Annotated in this window: 22 protein-coding genes; 7 read left to right on the forward strand and 15 right to left on the reverse strand. The window is 67.4% G+C overall.

Annotation, left to right across the window (positions count from 1 at the left end):
• The first annotated feature begins 71 nt into the window (after window positions 1–71).
• Complete coding sequence (locus tag NMLP_RS13030) at window positions 72–941, forward strand: esterase/lipase family protein (RefSeq protein ID WP_049926586.1); 870 nt, start codon at window positions 72–74, stop codon at window positions 939–941.
• A 68-nt stretch (window positions 942–1,009) separates the two neighbouring features.
• Window positions 1,010–1,291, forward strand: a complete 282-nt coding sequence (locus tag NMLP_RS13035) for a DUF6360 family protein (RefSeq protein ID WP_015410595.1) — start codon at window positions 1,010–1,012, stop codon at window positions 1,289–1,291.
• A 53-nt stretch (window positions 1,292–1,344) separates the two neighbouring features.
• On the opposite strand, the gene NMLP_RS13040 is transcribed toward NMLP_RS13035, so the two are convergent.
• From NMLP_RS13040 to NMLP_RS13070, 7 genes are all read right to left on the reverse strand, one after another.
• Entirely contained in the window at window positions 1,345–2,163 is an 819-nt protein-coding gene (locus tag NMLP_RS13040) for an aldo/keto reductase (RefSeq protein WP_015410596.1), read from the reverse strand.
• A 39-nt stretch (window positions 2,164–2,202) separates the two neighbouring features.
• Complete coding sequence (locus tag NMLP_RS13045) at window positions 2,203–3,726, reverse strand: MATE family efflux transporter (protein ID WP_015410597.1); 1,524 nt, start codon at window positions 3,724–3,726, stop codon at window positions 2,203–2,205.
• A gap of 135 nt (window positions 3,727–3,861) precedes the next feature.
• Window positions 3,862–4,431, reverse strand: coding sequence for a 5' nucleotidase, NT5C type (locus NMLP_RS13050; RefSeq protein WP_015410598.1), 570 nt, complete (start codon window positions 4,429–4,431; stop codon window positions 3,862–3,864).
• Between the two features lie 42 nt (window positions 4,432–4,473).
• Complete coding sequence (locus tag NMLP_RS13055) at window positions 4,474–5,709, reverse strand: MBL fold metallo-hydrolase (protein WP_015410599.1); 1,236 nt, start codon at window positions 5,707–5,709, stop codon at window positions 4,474–4,476.
• A 54-nt stretch (window positions 5,710–5,763) separates the two neighbouring features.
• Window positions 5,764–5,943: a DUF5786 family protein gene (locus tag NMLP_RS13060; RefSeq protein WP_015410600.1), complete on the reverse strand. Its 180-nt coding sequence runs from the start codon at window positions 5,941–5,943 to the stop codon at window positions 5,764–5,766.
• Between the two features lie 80 nt (window positions 5,944–6,023).
• Window positions 6,024–6,455, reverse strand: coding sequence for a universal stress protein (locus NMLP_RS13065; protein WP_015410601.1), 432 nt, complete (start codon window positions 6,453–6,455; stop codon window positions 6,024–6,026).
• A 66-nt stretch (window positions 6,456–6,521) separates the two neighbouring features.
• Window positions 6,522–6,824: a hypothetical protein gene (locus tag NMLP_RS13070; protein WP_015410602.1), complete on the reverse strand. Its 303-nt coding sequence runs from the start codon at window positions 6,822–6,824 to the stop codon at window positions 6,522–6,524.
• 109 nt (window positions 6,825–6,933) lie between these two features.
• On the opposite strand from NMLP_RS13070, the gene NMLP_RS13075 reads away from it, so the two are divergent.
• Window positions 6,934–7,701, forward strand: coding sequence for a hypothetical protein (locus NMLP_RS13075; RefSeq protein WP_015410603.1), 768 nt, complete (start codon window positions 6,934–6,936; stop codon window positions 7,699–7,701).
• A gap of 63 nt (window positions 7,702–7,764) precedes the next feature.
• On the forward strand, window positions 7,765–8,826 hold the full coding sequence (locus tag NMLP_RS13080) for a S1C family serine protease (protein WP_015410604.1): 1,062 nt from the start codon (window positions 7,765–7,767) through the stop codon (window positions 8,824–8,826).
• Between the two features lie 19 nt (window positions 8,827–8,845).
• On the opposite strand, the gene NMLP_RS13085 is transcribed toward NMLP_RS13080, so the two are convergent.
• From NMLP_RS13085 to hisA, 5 genes are all read right to left on the reverse strand, one after another.
• The gene (locus NMLP_RS13085) at window positions 8,846–9,253 is read right to left on the reverse strand and encodes a DUF5790 family protein (protein ID WP_015410605.1); all 408 of its coding nucleotides are present in this window, start codon (window positions 9,251–9,253) and stop codon (window positions 8,846–8,848) included.
• An 88-nt stretch (window positions 9,254–9,341) separates the two neighbouring features.
• Window positions 9,342–9,701, reverse strand: coding sequence for a dihydroneopterin aldolase family protein (locus NMLP_RS13090; RefSeq protein WP_015410606.1), 360 nt, complete (start codon window positions 9,699–9,701; stop codon window positions 9,342–9,344).
• Window positions 9,702–9,782: 81 nt separating this feature from the next.
• On the reverse strand, window positions 9,783–11,768 hold the full coding sequence (locus NMLP_RS13095) for an aconitate hydratase (protein ID WP_015410607.1): 1,986 nt from the start codon (window positions 11,766–11,768) through the stop codon (window positions 9,783–9,785).
• A gap of 143 nt (window positions 11,769–11,911) precedes the next feature.
• Complete coding sequence (locus tag NMLP_RS13100) at window positions 11,912–12,523, reverse strand: translation initiation factor IF-2 subunit beta (RefSeq protein ID WP_015410608.1); 612 nt, start codon at window positions 12,521–12,523, stop codon at window positions 11,912–11,914.
• Window positions 12,524–12,605: 82 nt separating this feature from the next.
• Window positions 12,606–13,322 (reverse strand): 1-(5-phosphoribosyl)-5-[(5-phosphoribosylamino)methylideneamino]imidazole-4-carboxamide isomerase, encoded by a 717-nt coding sequence (gene hisA, locus NMLP_RS13105; RefSeq protein ID WP_015410609.1) that lies wholly within the window; start codon window positions 13,320–13,322, stop codon window positions 12,606–12,608.
• A 191-nt stretch (window positions 13,323–13,513) separates the two neighbouring features.
• Between hisA and fer the strand changes: the two genes are divergently transcribed.
• Window positions 13,514–13,903, forward strand: a complete 390-nt coding sequence (fer, locus tag NMLP_RS13110) for a ferredoxin Fer (RefSeq protein WP_015410610.1) — start codon at window positions 13,514–13,516, stop codon at window positions 13,901–13,903.
• Between the two features lie 131 nt (window positions 13,904–14,034).
• Complete coding sequence (locus tag NMLP_RS13115; protein ID WP_015410611.1) at window positions 14,035–15,795, forward strand: DUF2070 family protein; 1,761 nt, start codon at window positions 14,035–14,037, stop codon at window positions 15,793–15,795.
• 92 nt (window positions 15,796–15,887) lie between these two features.
• Here NMLP_RS13115 and NMLP_RS13120 read toward each other — a convergent pair whose 3' ends face one another.
• Together NMLP_RS13120 and NMLP_RS13125 are read right to left on the reverse strand one after the other, a co-directional pair.
• Entirely contained in the window at window positions 15,888–16,151 is a 264-nt protein-coding gene (locus NMLP_RS13120; RefSeq protein ID WP_015410612.1) for a DUF3194 domain-containing protein, read from the reverse strand.
• A 4-nt stretch (window positions 16,152–16,155) separates the two neighbouring features.
• Window positions 16,156–16,551: a prefoldin subunit beta gene (locus tag NMLP_RS13125; RefSeq protein ID WP_015410613.1), complete on the reverse strand. Its 396-nt coding sequence runs from the start codon at window positions 16,549–16,551 to the stop codon at window positions 16,156–16,158.
• A gap of 119 nt (window positions 16,552–16,670) precedes the next feature.
• Here NMLP_RS13125 and larE point away from each other — a divergent pair, with 119 nt between their 5' ends.
• Entirely contained in the window at window positions 16,671–17,558 is an 888-nt protein-coding gene (gene larE, locus NMLP_RS13130) for an ATP-dependent sacrificial sulfur transferase LarE (protein ID WP_015410614.1), read from the forward strand.
• A gap of 15 nt (window positions 17,559–17,573) precedes the next feature.
• Here the strand turns inward: larE and NMLP_RS13135 are convergent, their stop codons facing one another.
• On the reverse strand, window positions 17,574–18,269 hold the full coding sequence (locus NMLP_RS13135) for a sensor histidine kinase (protein WP_015410615.1): 696 nt from the start codon (window positions 18,267–18,269) through the stop codon (window positions 17,574–17,576).
• Between the last annotated feature and the right edge of the window lie 68 nt (window positions 18,270–18,337).

The following is an 18,337-nucleotide window of genomic DNA, read 5'->3' on the forward strand; positions in this document are numbered from 1 at the left end:
CGGGGGAATGTGTGAACTCCGTTTCGTAAAAAGCAGGTTTTAAGTACCACGCGGTGTTTCGAGTGCGTATTGTGTCAGTTGGTACACCAACACAAGGGTTTTCGGTTCCGTGGGGTATCCTGCGGAGCGTCCGGAAACTCCGGGGCGCACGGAACCGTGATGGCTGTGCGGTCGGTTGCGATCACGCCCGAACCGACGATAGCCGGCTTCCGTGGTCGAGCGACGGGGCCTACGGCGGCTGGGGCGGTGAGGCGTACCACGGCACCGACGCCGACAGCGACCGCCGGCCCGTCGTGTTCGTCCACGGCAACCAGCGCGACGCCTGCGATTGGACCGCCCACGCCTCCTTTTTCCTCCAGCGCGGCTACGCCGGCGAGGATCTCTGGGCGATCACATTCCAGGCGGGAACTCCGACCCACGAGGCGATGGCCGAACAGCTCGACGAGTTCGTCCGGAAGGTAAAGACACACACGGGAGCCGACGCCGTCGACGTCGTCGGTCACAGCCTCGGGGTCACTGGCCTCCGCTATTGGCTCGCGAGCCGCGGGCGCTTCGAGTGGGTCGACACCTTCGTCGGCCTCGCCGGCGCGAACCACGGGACGGTCCTGAGCACGTGGTGCGCCGAGACGGGGCTGCAGGGCGGTGCCTACGGCAGCAGCGAGTTCCTCCGGGCGGATTACGACGAGATCCCGGGACACCCGCTTTCGATCCTCAACACCGACGAGACGCCCGGCGACGTCGACTACTACACGCTCCGGGGCAGCGACGACGCCCTCTTTTGGCGCTGTCCGGACAGCCCCGCTCTCGAGGGGGCGAGAAACGCTGAACTCAAAACCGACCACGACGGCGTCCGACGCGACCAGCGGGCCATCGAGTACGTCTTCGAGTGGGTCTCGGGCACCCACCCGTACAACGTCCAACACCAGGTTCCGGCGCCGTAGCCGGAGCCGCTGGGGCGTTCCCTCGCCCGCTTCGTCACGCTTACACTCGCCGCCCGCCACATGGCGGTATGGTCGACCGTATGATGAAGGTCAACGCGTACACGACGCTGGATCTCCTCGAAGCCGAGGCCGAAGGCCACGGCTTCACCGAGGAGGCCTACGCCGTCTTGAACGTCACCAGCCCCCGGAACGACCCCGACCACGTCTCGTTGCAGCTCGAACTCGACAACACCGAACTGGAGCACCTCGACGCCCACGCCGACACGGTCCGGCTCTCGGCCGCCGAGGCCCGCGAGCTCGCCGCCGATCTGGAGACGCACGCAACGAAGGTCGAGTCCGCCGAGGAGTGACGTACCGTCGGCGCGTCTCGCCTGCTGTCAACCTGCCGTCGGCGTGAGCCGGCTCACCGCAGCCGCGCGACCTCCGCGTCCGTCAACTCGAGGTCGGCCGCCGCGACGTTGGCTTCCAGGTGCTCGACGCGTTCCGTACCCGGAATAGGGAGTGTCACGGGCGAGCGCTCGAGCAGCCACGCCAGCGCGACGGCCTGAACTGTCGTGTCGTGGGCTTCGGCGACGTCCGCGAGCCCCTCGACCGAGCCGAGGTCCCCGGCGGCGAGGGGGTACCACGGGATGAAGCCGATCTCGTACTCCTCGCAGGCGTCGAGGACGGCCGCTTCCTCGCGGTAGGCGACGTTGTAGTGGTTCTGAACGGTCGCGACCTCAATGTGGTCGCGGGCGCGGTCGAGCTGGTCGACGTCGACGTTCGAAAGACCGATGTGCTCGATGACGCCGTCGTCTTTGAGTTCCGCGAGCGCCGTCACGCTGGCCTCGAAGTCGGCGTCGGGATCCGGCGTGTGGAGCTGATACAACTCGATCCGGTCGGTCCGGAGCCGATCGAGGCTACACAACGCGGCGTTGCGGAGGTGGTCCGGGTCGCCGCGCGGCAGCCACTCGCCGTTTCCGTTTCGGAGCAGCCCGCCCTTCGTCGCGACGGCCACGTCGTCGTAGGGGGCGAGCGTCTCGCCGATGAGTCGCTCGCTGACGCCCGGGCCGTAGGCGTCGGCGGTGTCGATCAGATCCACTAGTTCCGCGGCCCGCCGCAGTACCTCGCGGGCGGCCTCGGGGTCGTCGGGCTCGCCGATGACGTCCTCGCCGGTGATCCGCATCGCGCCGAGGCCGATCCGGCCGACCGTCAACTCGCCGCCGATGTCGAAGGTGTCCATACGCCGGCCTGTGGTGGCCGGCAAACAAAGGCCGTTCGCTCAGTCGTCGTCGGTGGCCGGTCCCGGATCGCCATCGTCGTCACTACTGTTATCGGCCGGTCGCACGCCCTCGGCGGCGGCCCCGTCGTCCGTCGTATCGACCCCGCGTGCGGTGAGGGCGCCGCCGCGCCAGCCGCCGCTCTCGAACCACGCTGCCGCGACGAGGGCGGCGATCACGCCGGAGACGGCGAAGGCGAACCAGATGCCCGTCGGCGACGGGGTCACAAAGAACCAGCCGTCGATCGGAACGAGCCCCTGTGAGGCGACGTAGGCTATCGGGAGTCGGATGAACCCGAACAACACCACGGCGATCGCAGCCGCGGTCAGCGTCTTGCCAGCCCCGCGGAAACCGCCGCTGTACGCCCGGACAACGCCGACGAACCCGAAGGTGGGCGCGATCCACCGCAGGAACGACGCGCCCTCGGCGACGACCGCCGGCGAGTCGTCGAAGACGCGGACGATCTCCGGGGCAAACACGAACGTGACCACGCCCAGCCCCGAGAGGAGCGCGAACGAGACCTTTGCCGCAAAGCGGTTGGTCGCGACGACCCGATCCTGCCGGCCCGCGCCGATGTTCTGTCCGGTCATCGCCTCCACCCCGCGGTCGATGGCGATGGCGGGCATAAAGATCATCGAGAAGACCCGGATGCCGACGCCGAACCCGGCGACGACGGCGGTCGAAAAGAGCGTGACGATCACCAACACGGCGTTGATCGAGACCGCACGCCCGGTGTTTTCGACGGAGGCCGGGATGCCGATCCGGAGGAGTTTCCAGCTGTAGTCGAGGTCCGGTATCATCTGTCGGAGGTGGATCTGGATGCCGTGGGCGCCGCGGAACATGAGCCAGAGGCCGACGACCATCGCCGACCCGCGGGCGAAGATGGTCGCGATCGCCGCCCCCTCGACACCGAGTTCGGGCAGCGGGCCGACGCCGAAGATGAGCAGCGGATCGAGAACGACGTTGACGACGACCGTCCCGAACATGACGACCATCGGCGTGACGGTGTCGCCGGCGCCCCGCATCAGCGCGATAAAGACCGTGAAGCCGAACAGGAACGGCAATCCGAGGCTGATGACCTCCATGTAGTCGGTCGCTAGCCCCAACACCGTCGGTTCAGCGCCGAACACCTGTAGCAACTCGGCGACGAAGGCGTAGCCGACCGCCCCGAGTACGACACCGGCCAAGACGGTAAGCACGACCGCTTGGGAGGCGGCGTACTCGGCTTTTTTTTGTTGGTCCGCCCCGGTGTGTTGGGCGACGAGCACGCTGCCGGCGACTGTCAGTCCGAGCCCCAACGAAATGAACAGGTACACGAGCGGAAACCCGAGGCTGATCGCCGCCAGCGCCTCCGTACTGTATCGCCCCAGCCAGAAGGTATCGGCGAGATTGTATCCCACCTGCAGGAGGTTGGTGATGACGATGGGAAACGAGAGGAAAAACAGCGACTTCGGGATCGACCCGTCGGTGAGATCGAGTTCCGACTGGCTTTTGAACAGTCCGCCGAGCCGTCGCCGGAGACTCATTGCTGGCCCCGGCGGTGACCGGACGGTGAAGACACGTCCGCATCGCTTCTCGGTGTAGCGGATTCCACGGTTACGAGTACGGCGTTGAGCTTCATAAGTGCTCCCGGTTTGGCCCGACGGTCGCCCGAATCGCTCTCAGACTGACAACAGCGTCCGGACGTCGTCCCAGGACGTGACGACGTGTGCGCCGTCACAGGCACCGGGGTCGCTGTAGGGCTGTCGCATCAGAACCCCCGCCTTCCCCGCCGAGAGGGCGTCGGCGACGTTGCCGTGGTAATCGTCGATCAGGGCGTCGCCTGCGAGTGCGCCCTTGTTGCGGGGGACCTCGTCGTGGAAGGCGTCGTAGCCGATCCCGTGATCGTCGAGCCACGCCTTCGAGACGTCGTGTGTCTCCGGGATCCGGTGGGTCGCGATCTCGACGCGGTACTCCGAGCGCAGCGTCGAGAGGGTGCCGGCGACGCCCGGCCGGGGGTCCATCCCGCCGAAGTACCACTCCGCGTGGTCGGTCATCAACTCGCCGATGACGTCGCCGATGTGGCTCTCGGTTCCCGGCACGTCGTAGGACCAGTCGTCGATATCCGCCGGCTCGACGTCGTGGTCGTACTCGCGACGGAGATACGTACAGAGCCGCGGGAGCTGCTCGGCGACGACGCCGTCGAGGTCGACGAGCAGCGTCGAGCCGGGGTCGAGGGGGCGATCAGTCATTACCGACCGTAGGGGCCGGAATTATTTAACGAGTCGTATGCGTCAGGACACCTCGACCGTGTCCCCGAGTTCCGGCGCGGTCGCGTCGAAGCCGTCCCCACGGAGCTGTTCGGCGAACCACGCACAGCTGTCGCCGTGCTGGACGAGTATCGGCGTGTCCGCGTAGGCCTCGAGGAACGCCCGGAGCCCGTCGCGGTCGGCGTGTGCCGAGAAGTCGTAGCGCTCGAGTTGGGCGCTGACCCGCAGGTGTTGGCCGCCGATCTCGGCGCTGCCCGTCTCCAGCAGTTGGCGGCCGGGCGTCCCCGCGACCTGGTAGCCGGAAAAACAGATCTTGTTGACCGGGTTGGCGTGTATCTCGGGGACGTACGTCATCGCGGGACCGCCCGAGAGCATCCCGGCGGTCGTTACGATGACCGTCGATTCGGCGGCGATGCGGCGGCGCTGGCCGTCCCGGCCGGTCACGGTCCGGGCGTTCGATGTCGCCGCGTCCATGGCGTCGGCGTCCCGGAGGAACCCGGGGTGTCGGCGGAGCATCTCGGTCACCTCTACGCCCATCCCGTCGACGTAACAGTCGATGTCGTGGGCCGCACACAGAAGCATGATCTCTTGGGTCCGGCCGATGGCGAAGGCCGGAACGACGACGGTGCCGCCCTCCCAGAGCGTCGTCCGGACGCTGTCGACGAAGCGCGTTTCGACCCGCTCGCGAGGGGCGTGTTCGACGTCAGCGTAGGTGCTCTCGGAGACGACGACGTCGGCGTCGGGACGCGCTGTCGTCCCCGATACGAGCCGCTGGTCGTCGGTGTGGAAATCACCCGTGTACAGCAGGCGGGTGTCGCCGTCGTCGACCAGGACGTGGGCGCTGCCGGGGATGTGCCCGGCGTCGAAGAACTCGACGCGGTGGCCCGCGGCCCTGAACGGCTCGCGGTAGCCGTGGGTTTCGGAGACCTCGGTGACGCGGCGGCGTTCCTCCTCGGTGAAGGGGCACAGCGGCGTCCCGCCGTGGAGTTTGAGCGTGTCCGCCGCGAGCCGCATCGCCAGCTCGTAGCTCGGCGGGGTCCAGTGGATCGGCGGTCGCTCGTGCCCCGAAAGCAGGGCGGGGAGCGCCCCGACGTGATCGAGGTGGCCGTGGCTCACGAGGACCGCGTCGGGCGAGACGTCGCCGACCGGGTACTGCGGCGGGTCGTCGGTCTTCATTCCGAAATCGAGAAGCAGCGACTCGTTCACGAGGATCGCGCTGCGACCGACTTCGCCCGCACCGCCGAGAAACTGGACGTTCACTGGCTATCGCTACCGCCTCGGGACGTTTGCACCCATCGGTTTCGGGCGGCGGCCTCAGTCCTCGTCGGCGTCGTCCTGCATCTCGTGGAGCCGGTCGATGAGCGACTCCTCGTCGTCGAACTCGAATTCGACGCTGCCGTCGTGGTCGTTCTCGTGGACGTTGACGGCCTCGCTGTCGTCCGTGTCGACGTTCTGGTCCTTCTGTTCGGATTCGTCGTAACTACCGAAGCCCATACAGGTATACGAACGTGTGCTGAACGGAAAAGCCCCCGGTATCGGCCGGGACACACCGCCCGCGCCCGGCCTCGCCGGGGTTACCGGACGACGGTGACCGGAACCGGCGAGCGCCGGACGACCGTCTCGGCGACGCTCCCCAACAGCACCCGGCTCGCACCGGTTCGTCCGTGGCTCCCGATGGTGACGAGGTCGACGTCGTGTTCGTCGGCGTACTCGACGATCGCGTTCGATGGCTTGCCGAACTCAATGGCTGTCTCGACGTCGACACCCCGATCCGTCAGCCGCTCGCGGACGTCCTCGAGGAGATTCTCGGCGTGTCCTTTCTGGTTCTCGCGGATCTGGTCGATGTCCGTCATTACGCCGGATTCGAACCCGCCGACCGGGAAGTCCGTCGGATCGACGACGTGTAGCGCCGTGATCGTGGCGTCGCCGTAGTGATCCGTGGCGAATTCGAGCGCGTCAGAGGCCGGTTCCGAGTCGTCGACGGGAACGAGTACGTTTCGGTTCATATCTAGGCAAATATGGCCGTCGATATTAAAAATGGTGCCGAGTCCACCCGGCTGGGATCGGTCGCCTCACCCAAACTGGCGGATCCGGAACTCGGCGTAGCCGCCGAACGCGAGGTCCAGCGAGCCGATCCACCAGTTCCACCGTTCGACCGGGCCGCCGTTCGGGGCGTCGGCCAACTGGACGACGACGTGTTCGGCGGTGAGTTCGACATCGGCGTCCCCGGCGTATCGGCCGCTGTCGGCGAGATCGCGCGCGTGTCGCGCGACGACTCGGCGCGACTCGGCGTCGCCGCCGAACGTCTCGAGCCCGGCGCGGAGCGCCGTGTCGTCGAAGGTGGCCCCTCCGGTGGCCTCGTCGGGATTGTTCACACCCGAGGTAGCGGCCCGGCGGACTTGAGCCCCCGGTTTGGGGCCCGTGCGGGGACCGGCCGCCGGAGCGAAAATCAACACCTATGAACTCCGGGGGTGAAGCGGCGGTATGAGCACGACATCGCCCTTCGTCGGTGGTGGTGATCCGGCGGGGACGGTACTCTTTATAAGGCTTCTCGCCCACGCCTCGATCGCCGTTGCGGCCGCGATACTTCTGGTGTTTCTCGGCGTCTACGTCCGACGCGTCCTCGCCGAGGGCTTCGAGTACGAGTGGGGCTATCTCGCGGTCGGTATCGGAGCCGGCGTCATCTACGGTCTCTCGGGTATCGCGACCGACCTGACCGGATACGCGTGGCTCGCCGCGTTCACCGAAGGCGCGGTGTTGTTTTTTATTCTCTTCGTCGCGCTCGGGATCCGGGCGATGTACCACGCCGACCGGCCGGCGTCTGCCGGCCGGCTGTTGCCGGTGTGGGCCGACGGCCTCGTCATCGTCGGATTCGTCGCCGCCTGGTGGGTGGGCTACGTCGCGGCGGGCGAGGGGACCCGCCCCGTCGTCGCCGTCGGGTGGATCGCGGCCTCGGCGTGGGCGCTGTTCTACGCCATCCGGACGACGCGGACCCACGAGGGGACCACCTTCTCCGCGATCACGCGGCACCTGCTGCCCGCCGTCCTCTGCGTCGTCGCCGTCATCGTGACCGACCTGGCCCGGAGTGTCACCGCGGTCGACGGGGCCGCCGTCGAGGCCGTCTGGCTCGTCGGGACGGTGCTCGTCGCCGCGTTCCTGTTCAACACCGCGGTCGCCATCCGCCAGCAGGCAGGCGAGGTCGACCGGATGTACGACCGGACGACGTGGCGACAACAGAGCTTAGACGACTGAGGCGACCGTGTCGGTGCAGTCCGGATCCGAAGACCCTTTTCGACACGCGGGCATAAAAACGGTATGTCACGGCAGACACGCCGACGCTTCCTCACCGGAGCGGCGGGGCTCGCGGCCGGCCTCGCCGGTTGTGCCACCGGCGTCCGAGACACCCCTGATCCCGTGCCGCCGGCGGAGACGGCCGACGAGACCGACTCCAGGTACACTGCGGCGTTCGATCGGACCATCGAGTCGGTCGCCTTCGTCGGCGCCGGAGACGGCAGCGGATCGGGGTTCGTCCACGACGGCGTCGTCGTCACGAACCAACACGTCGTCGGGGACGCAGAAACGGCTGACATCCGGTTCGAAAACGGCGAGTGGCGGAGCGCGGGCGTCACCGCGACGGACGTCTACGCCGACCTCGCGGTGCTGTCGACGGACGTTCCGGAATACGCTCGTCCGTTGTCGTTCGTCGACTCGGTCCCCCCCGTCGGGACTGAAGTGCTCGCGTTGGGGAGTCCCTTCGGGCTCGAATCCTCCGTCTCCTCGGGCATCATAAGCGGCCGGAACCGGTCGCTCCCGAACGAGCAGACCGGCTTTTCGATCCCCAACACCGTCCAGACCGACGCCGGGTTGGACCCCGGCAACAGCGGCGGCCCGCTCGTCACGATGGAGGGGCAGGTGACCGGCGTTGCCGTCGCGGGGGCCGGAACGAGCGTCGGGTTCGCCGTCTCGCCGCTGCTCGCTCGCCGGGTGCTGCCGGAACTCATCGAGACGGGCAACTACGACCACCCCTTCCTCGGCATCCGGCTGATCGAGGTGACGCCGACGGTCGCGGAGGCAAACGGCCTCGACGAACCGCGCGGGATCCTCGTCGTCGAGACGACCGAGAGCGCACCGACGGGGACCGAACTCCGCGGCATCTCCGGCGAGCGAACGGTGGGCGGGCAGACGGTCCCCGTCGGCGGTGACGTCCTCGTCGAACTCGACGGGGAGTCCATCGACTCCAACGCCGACTTGGGGACGACGCTGGCGCTGGAACTCTCGCCGGGCGATCGGGTCCCGGCGACGGTCATCCGCGACGGCGAACGGCGCGAGATAACCGTCGCCATCGGTGCGCGGCCCGACCCCCGAGGGGTCAGGTGAGTCCGCTAGGGCCGACAGCTTACTCCGTGCCGTCCCCCGACTCCGCGTCCTCCAGCGCGCCGCGCAACTCGGGGACCGTCGCGGTAAGTTTGCCCACCTGTTCGTGTGCGTCTGCGATGCGCGAGAGCGTCGTCTCGAGGGCTTCGATCTCCGCTTCGAGGTCCTCGGCGTCCTCGAAGGCGTCGGCCTTCCGGCCGATCGCGAACCACTTTTTCGCGTCCCGGAGGTCCTCCTCGGCGTCGCCGGCGTCGAGTGCTCCTTTCAGCCCGTTGAGCACACCGAGGGTGTTGTCGGCCTCGGCCTCCCAGACGTCGTCGGGGGCCGGCAGCGACGATTTCGCCGCCGCGAGGCTGGTTTCGACGTCCTCGCGCATCTCGGCGGCGGCTTCGTCGAACAGATCGTCGTCGTCGAGCGTGGCCTGGCTCATGCACAACGTTTCGCACGGGGGCGGTTAAAAACACGCCGCAAAGCGAAAGTGGAACTGGAATCGGGGACGGCCCCCGGCGACGCCGCGGTCACGCCCCCCCGCATTCCTCGACCCGGTCGAGTCGCATCCGCGGGTAGTCGCCGTCCATCGCCATCGAAGCGACGGCGACGCTGTCGTCGTACTCGATCCTGAGTTCGACTCTCATGAACCGCCCCGTCAACTCGGTGTACTCCGCCGACTGTTCCGCGAGGGCGGCCGCCAGTTCGTCTTCGAGGACGTCGACGTCGGCGTCGACACAGAAGGGTTGGTTCTCGATCGACTCCTCGATGGCGCGTTCGAGGCTCGCGGCGCTGTCCGGCGAGACAGGTGTGCCCGCGAACTGGTGATAGAGGCTCCCGAACTTGATGCCCGCCTCGAAGCAGGCTGCCTGTGGGGTCGTCGGTTCCATGCTCGTAGTTGGGGGGCAGGCCAAATAAACCGGCGGCTATCGGCCGGATAAAAATAGGACGTGTCGCGGGACGCGCGGTCCTCAGTCGTCGGCGGGCGCGGCGTCGCTGCCGCCCTCGGCCTGCTTTTTCGTGTGCGAGAGCTTGCCGCCGTCGGCGAGGATCCGTCGCTCGCGCTCGGAGGCGTCGAGCGTCGCGGTGAGTTCCCACTCGTCGTTGACGCGGACGGTGAACTCCTCTTGCCCGGAGCGGACGGCGTCGGCGACGTCGTCGACGATCTCGATGTCGTCGCCCTGCTCGATCTGCTCGTAGTCGGAGGCGTCGATCTCCAGCGGGATGAGACCGAAGTTGAACAGGTTCGCCTTGTGGATGCGGGCGAAGCTCTGTGCGAGGACGCCCTCGACGCCGAGGTACATCGGACACAGCGCCGCGTGCTCCCGGGAGGAGCCCTGGCCGTAGTTCTCGCCGGCGACGAGGAAGCCGCCGTCGCTATCGAGTGCGCGCTGGGCGAAGTCCTCGTCGACTCGGGAGAGGGTGAACTCCGAGAGCTTCGGGATGTTCGAGCGGTACATCAGGATGTCCTGGGTCGCCGGGATGATGTGGTCGGTCGTGATGTTGTCCTCCATCTTCAGGAGGTTCGGTCCCGAGAGCTCCGAGCCCATCTCGTCTTTCAGGGGCACGTCGCCGATGTTCGGGCCCTTGATGAGCTCGTCGTCGACGGCCTCGTCGGGCGCGATGATGTCGGGGTCCTCCTGACCCATGCCCTCGCTGTATTTCGACCCCATCTCGAACTCGGGGGCCTCGAGGTCGCCGAGGTCGTCGGCGAGGTCCCGGGGGTCGACGATCTCGCCGGCGATCGCCGCGGCGGTGGCGACTTCGGGCGAGCACAGGTAGACGTTGTCGTCCTCGATGCCGGAGCGGCCCTCGAAGTTGCGGTTGAACGTCCGCAGCGAGACCGAGTCCGAACCGGGCACGTGGCCGATGCCGATACAGGCACCACAGGTCGCCTCGGAGAAGTTGACGCCCGCGGCCATCATCTCGGCGGTCCAGCCCTCACGGGCGAGCATCTCGCTGGCCTGTTTGGAGCCGGGTGCGACGACCATCTCGGTCTTCTTCTCGACGGTGCGGCCCTTGAGCATCTTCGCACCGGGGAGAATGTCCTCGTAGGCGCCGTTCGTACAGGAGCCGATGATGACCTGCTCGACGTCCTCGCCGGCGACCTCGCTGACAGGCACGACCTTGTCGGGCATCGACGGGCAGGCGATGAGCGGTTCGAGTTCCGAGAGGTCGACCGTGATCTGGTCGGCGTACTCGGCGTCCTCGTCCGGCGAGAGGTCGACGTAGTCGTCCTCGCGGCCGATCCGGGAGAGCCAGTCTTTCGTCTTCTCGTCGGTCGGGAAGATCGAGGAGGTGGCGCCGAGCTCCGTGCCGAGGTTCGTGATCGTCGTCCGCTCGGGGACGGTCAGCGACTCGACGCCGGGGCCGGTGTACTCGAAGATCTTGCCGACGCCGCCCTTGACGGTCAGTTCGCCGAGCAGGTGCAGCGCGATGTCCTTCGCGGTGGCCCACTCGGGGAGTTCGCCCTCGAGGTGGACGTTGACGACTTCCGGCATCTCGATGTAGTAGGCGCCGCCACCCATGGCGACGGAGACGTCGAGGCCGCCCGACCCGATCGCGAGCTGGCCGAGCCCGCCGGGCGTCGGCGTGTGGCTGTCGGACCCGAGGAGCGTCTTGCCGGGCGCGGCGAAGTTCTCCTTGTGGACGTTGTGGCAGATACCGTTGCCGGGGCGGCTGTAGTAGGCACCGAACGTCCCCGCGGCGCTTCGGAGGAAGCGGTGGTCGTCGGTGTTTTTGAAGTCGAACTGGTAGGTCTGGTGGTCGCAGTACTGGGCGGCGAGTTCGGTCTGGACTTCGTCCAGGCCGAGCGCCTCGAACTGCAGCCACACGAGCGTGCCGGTGGTGTCCTGTGTGAGCACCTGATCGATCTCGATGCCGATCTCCTCGCCCGTCTCGAGGTCGCCCTCGACGAGGTGATCGTCAAGGATCTTTTCGGTGAGTGTCTGTCCCATATCATCCGCAAATCGAGTGTCCATAGATATAAATCCGGCGAGTTTCGCCCCGCGTCGGCAGTTTTGGCCGGTTTTGCCCGGCCAAAACGTGTATTTTCGTTCGCTAATCCGACACTATAATTAACAAACGTTTAAAAATAATCTCAGGCGAGCCGCGAGAAGGCGAGGTTACCGCTCGTACTCTCGATATAGATGTCGACGACGTCACCCTCGTCGGCCCCCGGAACGAAGATCGTGTAGTCGCCGCGGTGGGCGACCCCGTCTCCCTTGCGTCCGGTGTCGGTTACCTTTACGGTGTAGGTGTTGCCGGCCTCGACGTCGTCTTCGGTCGCCCCCGAGTCGTCCGTCCGCGTGCTCTTCGAGACGGGGCGGAACGCGCCGCAGGCGTCACACCGGAGCATGAGGTTGCGGTTCTCCTGGACGAGACGGGTGTCCGGAAGGCCACACTCACTACAGCGGACGTACTCCTCGGTGTAGTCGTCGACGACGCGCTCGAAGTCCCGCGAATCGAAGTTTCCGTTGTATCGGCCGACGCCCTCCGAGAGTTTCCCGGAGGTCGCGAGGGTCTGTTGGACGAACCGGTGGACGTGGTCGGTCTCGCGGTTCAGCGCGTCCGCGACTGCATCGAGGTTGGTAAACCGCGTGAACGCACCGTCGGTCTGTGCGACGGCGTCGGGGACCGAGAGCCGCTCGCCCGCCGAGCCGATGTCGGGGACGGCTTCCAGCGCCCGGTCGAGGCTGGCTTCGTATTCCATACCGTACCGACGGGCGTGGACGGTAAATGCGTTCCGAGACCGCCCCGGCGTCGAACCGTCGTCTCCCGCGTCGGTGTCGCTCTCACTCCCGCATCGCCGCCTCGAGGGTGAATCGACCCTCGTACAGCGCCGTCCCGACGACGACGGCCGAAGCGCCGATATCCTCGAGCGTCCGCACGTCCTCCAGCGTCGAGACGCCACCGCTGGCCACGACCGGGATGTCGACCGAATCGACGACCGCCTCGACGGGGGCGCGCCGGATCCCCTCGAGTTGCCCCTCGACGTCGACGTCGGTAAAGAGGATCGCGCCCGCCCCCTCGGACTCGTATCGCACGGCCGCCTCTGCGGGGTCGAGACCCGTCCCCTCCGTCCACCCGGAGACCACGACTTCGCCGCCCTTCGCGTCGAGGCTCACTATCACGCTCCCGGGGAACGACGCGTCGATCTCCCCGACGATTTCGGGCGTCTCGACGGCCGCCGTTCCCAGGATGACCCGATCGACGCCCGCTTCCAACAGCCCGATCGCGTCGTCGGCCGTCCGGATGCCGCCGCCCAGTTGGACGTCGACGTCGACCGCGTCGACGATCGACTCGACGGCGTCGGCGTTTTCGCGCTCGCCGTCGAACGCGCCGTCGAGGTCGACGATGTGGATCGTCCGCGCGCCCGCGTCGACCCACCGTTCGGCCGCCTCGATTGGGTCGCCGTACGTTCTGGCGGTGCCGCGTTCGCCGCCGACGAGTTGGACGACCTGTCCGTCCTGCATATCGACCGCGGGGACGACTTCGAATGAGGGAAACACGGCTGTGCGGGGGTCCCGAAGCGACAAAAGCGTACCCGTTGGGTCGTCGGACGCCGACGCGGTGTTGGCCTTCCGGAGCCCGATTCGGCGGTGGACCGGTGCCCGACGGCCGGACATCCCCCGCCGATCCCCCCTGTCGAGCACCCACTAACAGCAAACTTCAACATACCGGGGCTACAATACATTAATCGATGCCAACCGTAGAATATCTCAACTACGAAGTACTGGACGACCACGGCTGGGGCATGGACGACGAGGACCTCTTCGAGAGCGCGGCCGACGCGGATCTCGGCGATGAGGACTACGGTGAACTCGACGTCGCCGAGGGCGAGTACATCCTCGAGGCGGCCGAAGCCCAGGGCTACGACTGGCCGTTCTCGTGCCGTGCCGGCGCGTGTGCGAACTGTGCGGCTATCGTCAAGGAGGGCGAGATCGACATGGATATGCAACAGATCCTCTCGGACGAGGAGGTCGAAGAGGAGATGGTCCGACTGACCTGCATCGGCAGCCCGGCGGCCGACGAGGTCAAGATCGTCTACAACGCCAAGCACCTGGATTACCTCCAGAACCGCGTCATCTGAGCTTCGGGCCCACAACCGACACCGACACCGATTTTTTGCGTCGAAACGGCCGACAGCGGCCGCCGTCGCCTTCGACCGGCCGGCACCGGGTACCGGGGCTATTAACCGCCCGAGCGCCCTTCGATCCGACGATGACCCGAACGCAGGGGCAGTTGGCGGCGCTGTCGCGGTTCGTCTTCCGGGCCCCCGACTGGTCGACGAGCCTGTTTTTGACGCTGCTCGTTGCCGCGATCGTCGGCGTCGCCGCCTTCGACTCCGGGTTCTTTCTCGACGACGCCTACTTCGGGATGCTCTACGTGGGAGTGCCGACCGCGGTCGCCGCGTTCCTCACTGCCCCGGTCGACCGGCTGCTCGGCGGGCAGTTCACCTACAACCGATCGGCGCTTTTGGCGTTCATCTGTGAGTTGGTCGTCGTCGCCGTCCTCCTCGTAGCGGCCGCGACAGCGGCGCTCGCCGGCGTCGGCCAGCCGTTCGTCCTCGACGCGTTGCTGGTCGCGCTCGCCTCGATCTTCGCGCTCCGGCTGTTCGTCATCGTCGCCGTCTCGCGCCGATCGCCGGCGGCGGCAGCGGTGCCCGCGAGCATCCAGACCGTCGTCGCGACGGGCTTTGTCGCCGCCTACGACGGGAGCACGGACTACGTCCTGTTGCTCGCGCTGTGTGCCGTCTACGCGGCCGGCGTCTCGTTTTTCGTGTTCGCCATCGACCGCCCGTGGCGACGGAGTCTCGGCGTGTCAGTGCTCGATTTCGTCCGCGGCTTCGTCGGCCACGTCGCGGAGGGCTCGCGGGAACTCGAAACGTTCTTCGAGCAGGTCGGCGAGCGGGCGGTCGTTCCGGTCACAGTGCTCTCGATCCGCCGGCTCGGCGGGACCGAAAAGGCGCGGTTCGTGCTCCCGATGGTTCACCCGGGCCCGATCGGCGAGATCGGCGGCGGGAACCTTCCCGAGCGGATCGCGGCGTCGGCCGACGGTCTCGCCTTCCCGCCGCACGCGACTGCCGGCCACGACTTCAACCTCGTCTCCGAGCGCGGGGTCGACACGCTCCTCGAGGCCACCTCGAGCGCCGCCGACCGGATCGAGTACGCTCGGGAGGCGACTCCGAGCCGACGGGAAGCGGAGGGCGACTCGAAGTTCCTCGGGCAGGCGATCGGCGAGGACCGCCTGCTCGTCGGCACCCACGCCCCGGAGCCGGCCGACGACGTCGCCTTTTCTGTCGGACTGTCGATCGCCGCCGAGGCGAGCGCCGGGGGTGACGTGATGCTCGTCGACGCCCACAACTGCAACGACGGGTTCGACGGGGCGGCGCTCGGGCACGTCACCCCCGGATCGGCCCGGTCGTTCGACATGATCGAGGCCGCCGGGCGGCTCTCGGAGCGACTCGGGACGGCCAAGCGGGGCGAACTGTCGGTCGGTGTCGCGTGCGAGGACACCGAGTGGGGCCGCGAAGACGGGCTCGGTCCACTCGGGCTCCGTGCCGCCGTCTTCGAGGTCCGGGGCCACCGGACGGCCTACGTGGTGATCGACGGCAACAACATGGACCCGGGGCTCAGAGAGCGGCTTCTCGGGGCTATCGACGCTGACGACGCCGAGGTGATGACGACCGACACACACGTCGTCACGACCGTCGACGCGACGAATCAGGTCGGGGCGGCGATCGACCACGACCGCCTCGTGGAGGCCGTCTCCCGGCTCGTCGAGGCGGCGGCAGCCGACCTCGAACCGGTCGAGGCCGGAATGGCGACAGAACGGGCCGAGGTGACCGTCTTCGGCAACGACCGGACCGAATCGCTGGCGGCGACGGCGAACGCGATGGTCGGCATGGGCGGAGTACTGTTGGCCGCCATCGTCGGCGCAGCGACGGCGGTGAGCCTGCTCGTGTTCGTGCTCATTGGGTGAAACGCGGCGGACGCCGGTTCCGGGTCGGGAATACCGGTTCCGGGTCAGGAATACCGATATCGGAGCGTCGTCCCCGGCGGGCGGCCGTCGGCTCAGTCCTCGAAAAGCTCGTCGACGGCGGCTTCGGCGGCCTCGACGGCCTCTTCCGCGACTGCCTCGGGGTCGGGGTCGTCGGGGGCGTTGAGGTAGACGTCGACTTCGAGGACGCCTTCCTCGAACCGAACGGTCACGTCCAGGTCGGTCACCTCGGACTGTTTGTACCGCGAGAGGACGAGTCCCTCGGCGGCATCCGAGGCGGCCTCGGCGACCGCCTCGTCGGTCGGCCCCGCGTCGTTCGGGGGTGGCGTTTCGCTCACGTCCTTACGCGCCGCCGGCACCGGGGCCGCCGGGACCCATCGGGCCGCCACCCGCGCCGCCCTGCAGCATCTGTTGGAGCTCGTCTTGGAGGCTCTCGAACTGCTCTCGGACGCGCTCTTCTTGTTTGTCGAGCGTCTCGACGCGGACCTCGAGGCTGTCGACCTTCTCGTCGAGGTTCTCGTAGGCCTCGTCGTACTCCGTCTCGATGAGGAGCTCGCCGACCTCGCTGTACATCTGGGTCTCGCCTTCGATGCCGTCGAGCGTTTCCAGCGCCGTCTCCGACTCCCGAAGCTGCGTTTCGGCCTGCTGTTTCTGCTGTGCGACCTGCTGTGCTGTCTCTTGGAGGTCTTGGAGCTCCTCGATCTTCTCTTGGGCCTCCGGCGGAAGGTTACCCTGCATACCTCTTACGTCGGCTTCGGGACGGAAAAACCCCCACTTTTCCCTCCGAGCGGCCGACGAACGCGACCGCCGCGATCCCGCGCCGCTGGGCTTTTTTATACTGACCCCGAGAAGGCAGTATGAACACAGAGGCTAAACGCGACGCCGCGCTCGCGGACCTCCAAGCGTTCGACGGCGCCCTCGTCGCCTTCTCCGGCGGGGTCGACTCGGCCGTCGTCGCCGCCCTCGCCGCCGAGGCGCTCGGCGACCGGGCGGTCGCCTGCACCGCGAAAAGCGAGACGCTCCCCGCAGACGAACTCGAGGACGCAAAGCGGGTCGCAGCGGAGATTGGAATTCGCCACGAGATCGTCTCCTTCTCGGAGCTCGACAGCGAGGCGTTCGCCCGAAACGACGACGACCGCTGTTATCACTGCCGGTCGATGCGGCTCGGGAAGATGTTCGAGACCGCCCGGGGACTCGGGATCGAGACGGTCTGCGACGGGACGAACGCCTCCGACCCGGGAGAAGGCCACCGCCCCGGTCTCCGGGCCGTCGAGGAGCTGAACGCCTACTCGCCGCTTCTGGAGGCGGACATCACGAAGCCGGAGGTCCGCGAACTCGCCCGCGAGTACGGGCTCTCGGTCGCCGAGAAGCCCTCGATGGCGTGTCTCTCCTCGCGCATCCCGACGGGGCTTGAGGTCACCGAAGAGCGGCTGAGCCGGGTCGAAAAGGCCGAGACGCTGCTGCGGACGTGGGGCTTCGAGCAGTTCCGCGTCCGCGATCACGACGGGCTGGCGCGGATCGAGGTCGGGGCCGACGAACTCGAACGCGCGCTCGATCCCGACTTCGCGGCGGCGGTCCAAGACCACCTGACGGACGTCGGCTTCGAGCACGTGACGCTGGATCTGGAGGGGTACCGGACAGGAAGCGTCTCGCCGGCGACGACGGACGGGACGGGCGACGAACGGGGCACAGAGGGCGGGGCTGGCGACGTATTCGAGACGGAGTACCCGACGCCGAAGCGATAAGACGCTCCGTTCGATTCAGCCGACGACCGGCAACTCGACAACGAAGACGGCCCCTTCCGGGCCGTTATCATCAACGAAGACGTCGCCGCCGTAGGTGTCGAGGAGCGATTGGACCAGATACAGCCCGATCCCGGCGCCGGAGCTCTCGAGACCCTTCTCGCCCCGTCCGAAGATTTCGTCCTTCTGTGCGTCGGGGACTCCGGGACCGTTGTCCGCGACCCGGACCTCGACGGTCTCGTCGCGCTCGGCCGCCGAGACGGTCACCTCCGGCGGCGTCTCGTCGCTGTGTTGGATCGCGTTCGAGAGCAAGTTCCGAAAGACCGACCCGAGCATGTCGTTGCCGGCCACCTCGACGTCGGGGATCGACCCCTCGATGGCGACCACCGCGCCGGGATGACCCGACCGGAGTTCCTCGACCTGCTGGGCGAGGACGCCCTCGAGCGAGACCGACCGGACCTCGCAGTCGACGTCGAGCATCACCCGCGCCAGATCGCGGGCGGTCGTGGTTAGATCGGTCGCGCTCTCGGTGCTCTCTTTGATTATTTCGAGGTACTCCTCGCCCTCCTCGTCGACGTGGTCCTCGAGGAGTTCGGCGTACGCCCCGATCAACTGGAGGTCGTTTCTGATGTCGTGGCGCATCACCTGGTTGAGCAACCGGAGATCGTCGCGCTGCTCGGCGAGTCGCCTCTGCCCGAGGGAGTTATTCGCCATGCGGGAACTACGCGCGGCGGGAATTTATAAGTATCCGGGGCGGGATCCGGTTCGACTCGATCCGACCC

It is taken from the genome of Natronomonas moolapensis 8.8.11 (assembly GCF_000591055.1).
In the GTDB taxonomy this organism is placed as follows: Archaea; Halobacteriota; Halobacteria; order Halobacteriales; family Haloarculaceae; genus Natronomonas; species Natronomonas moolapensis.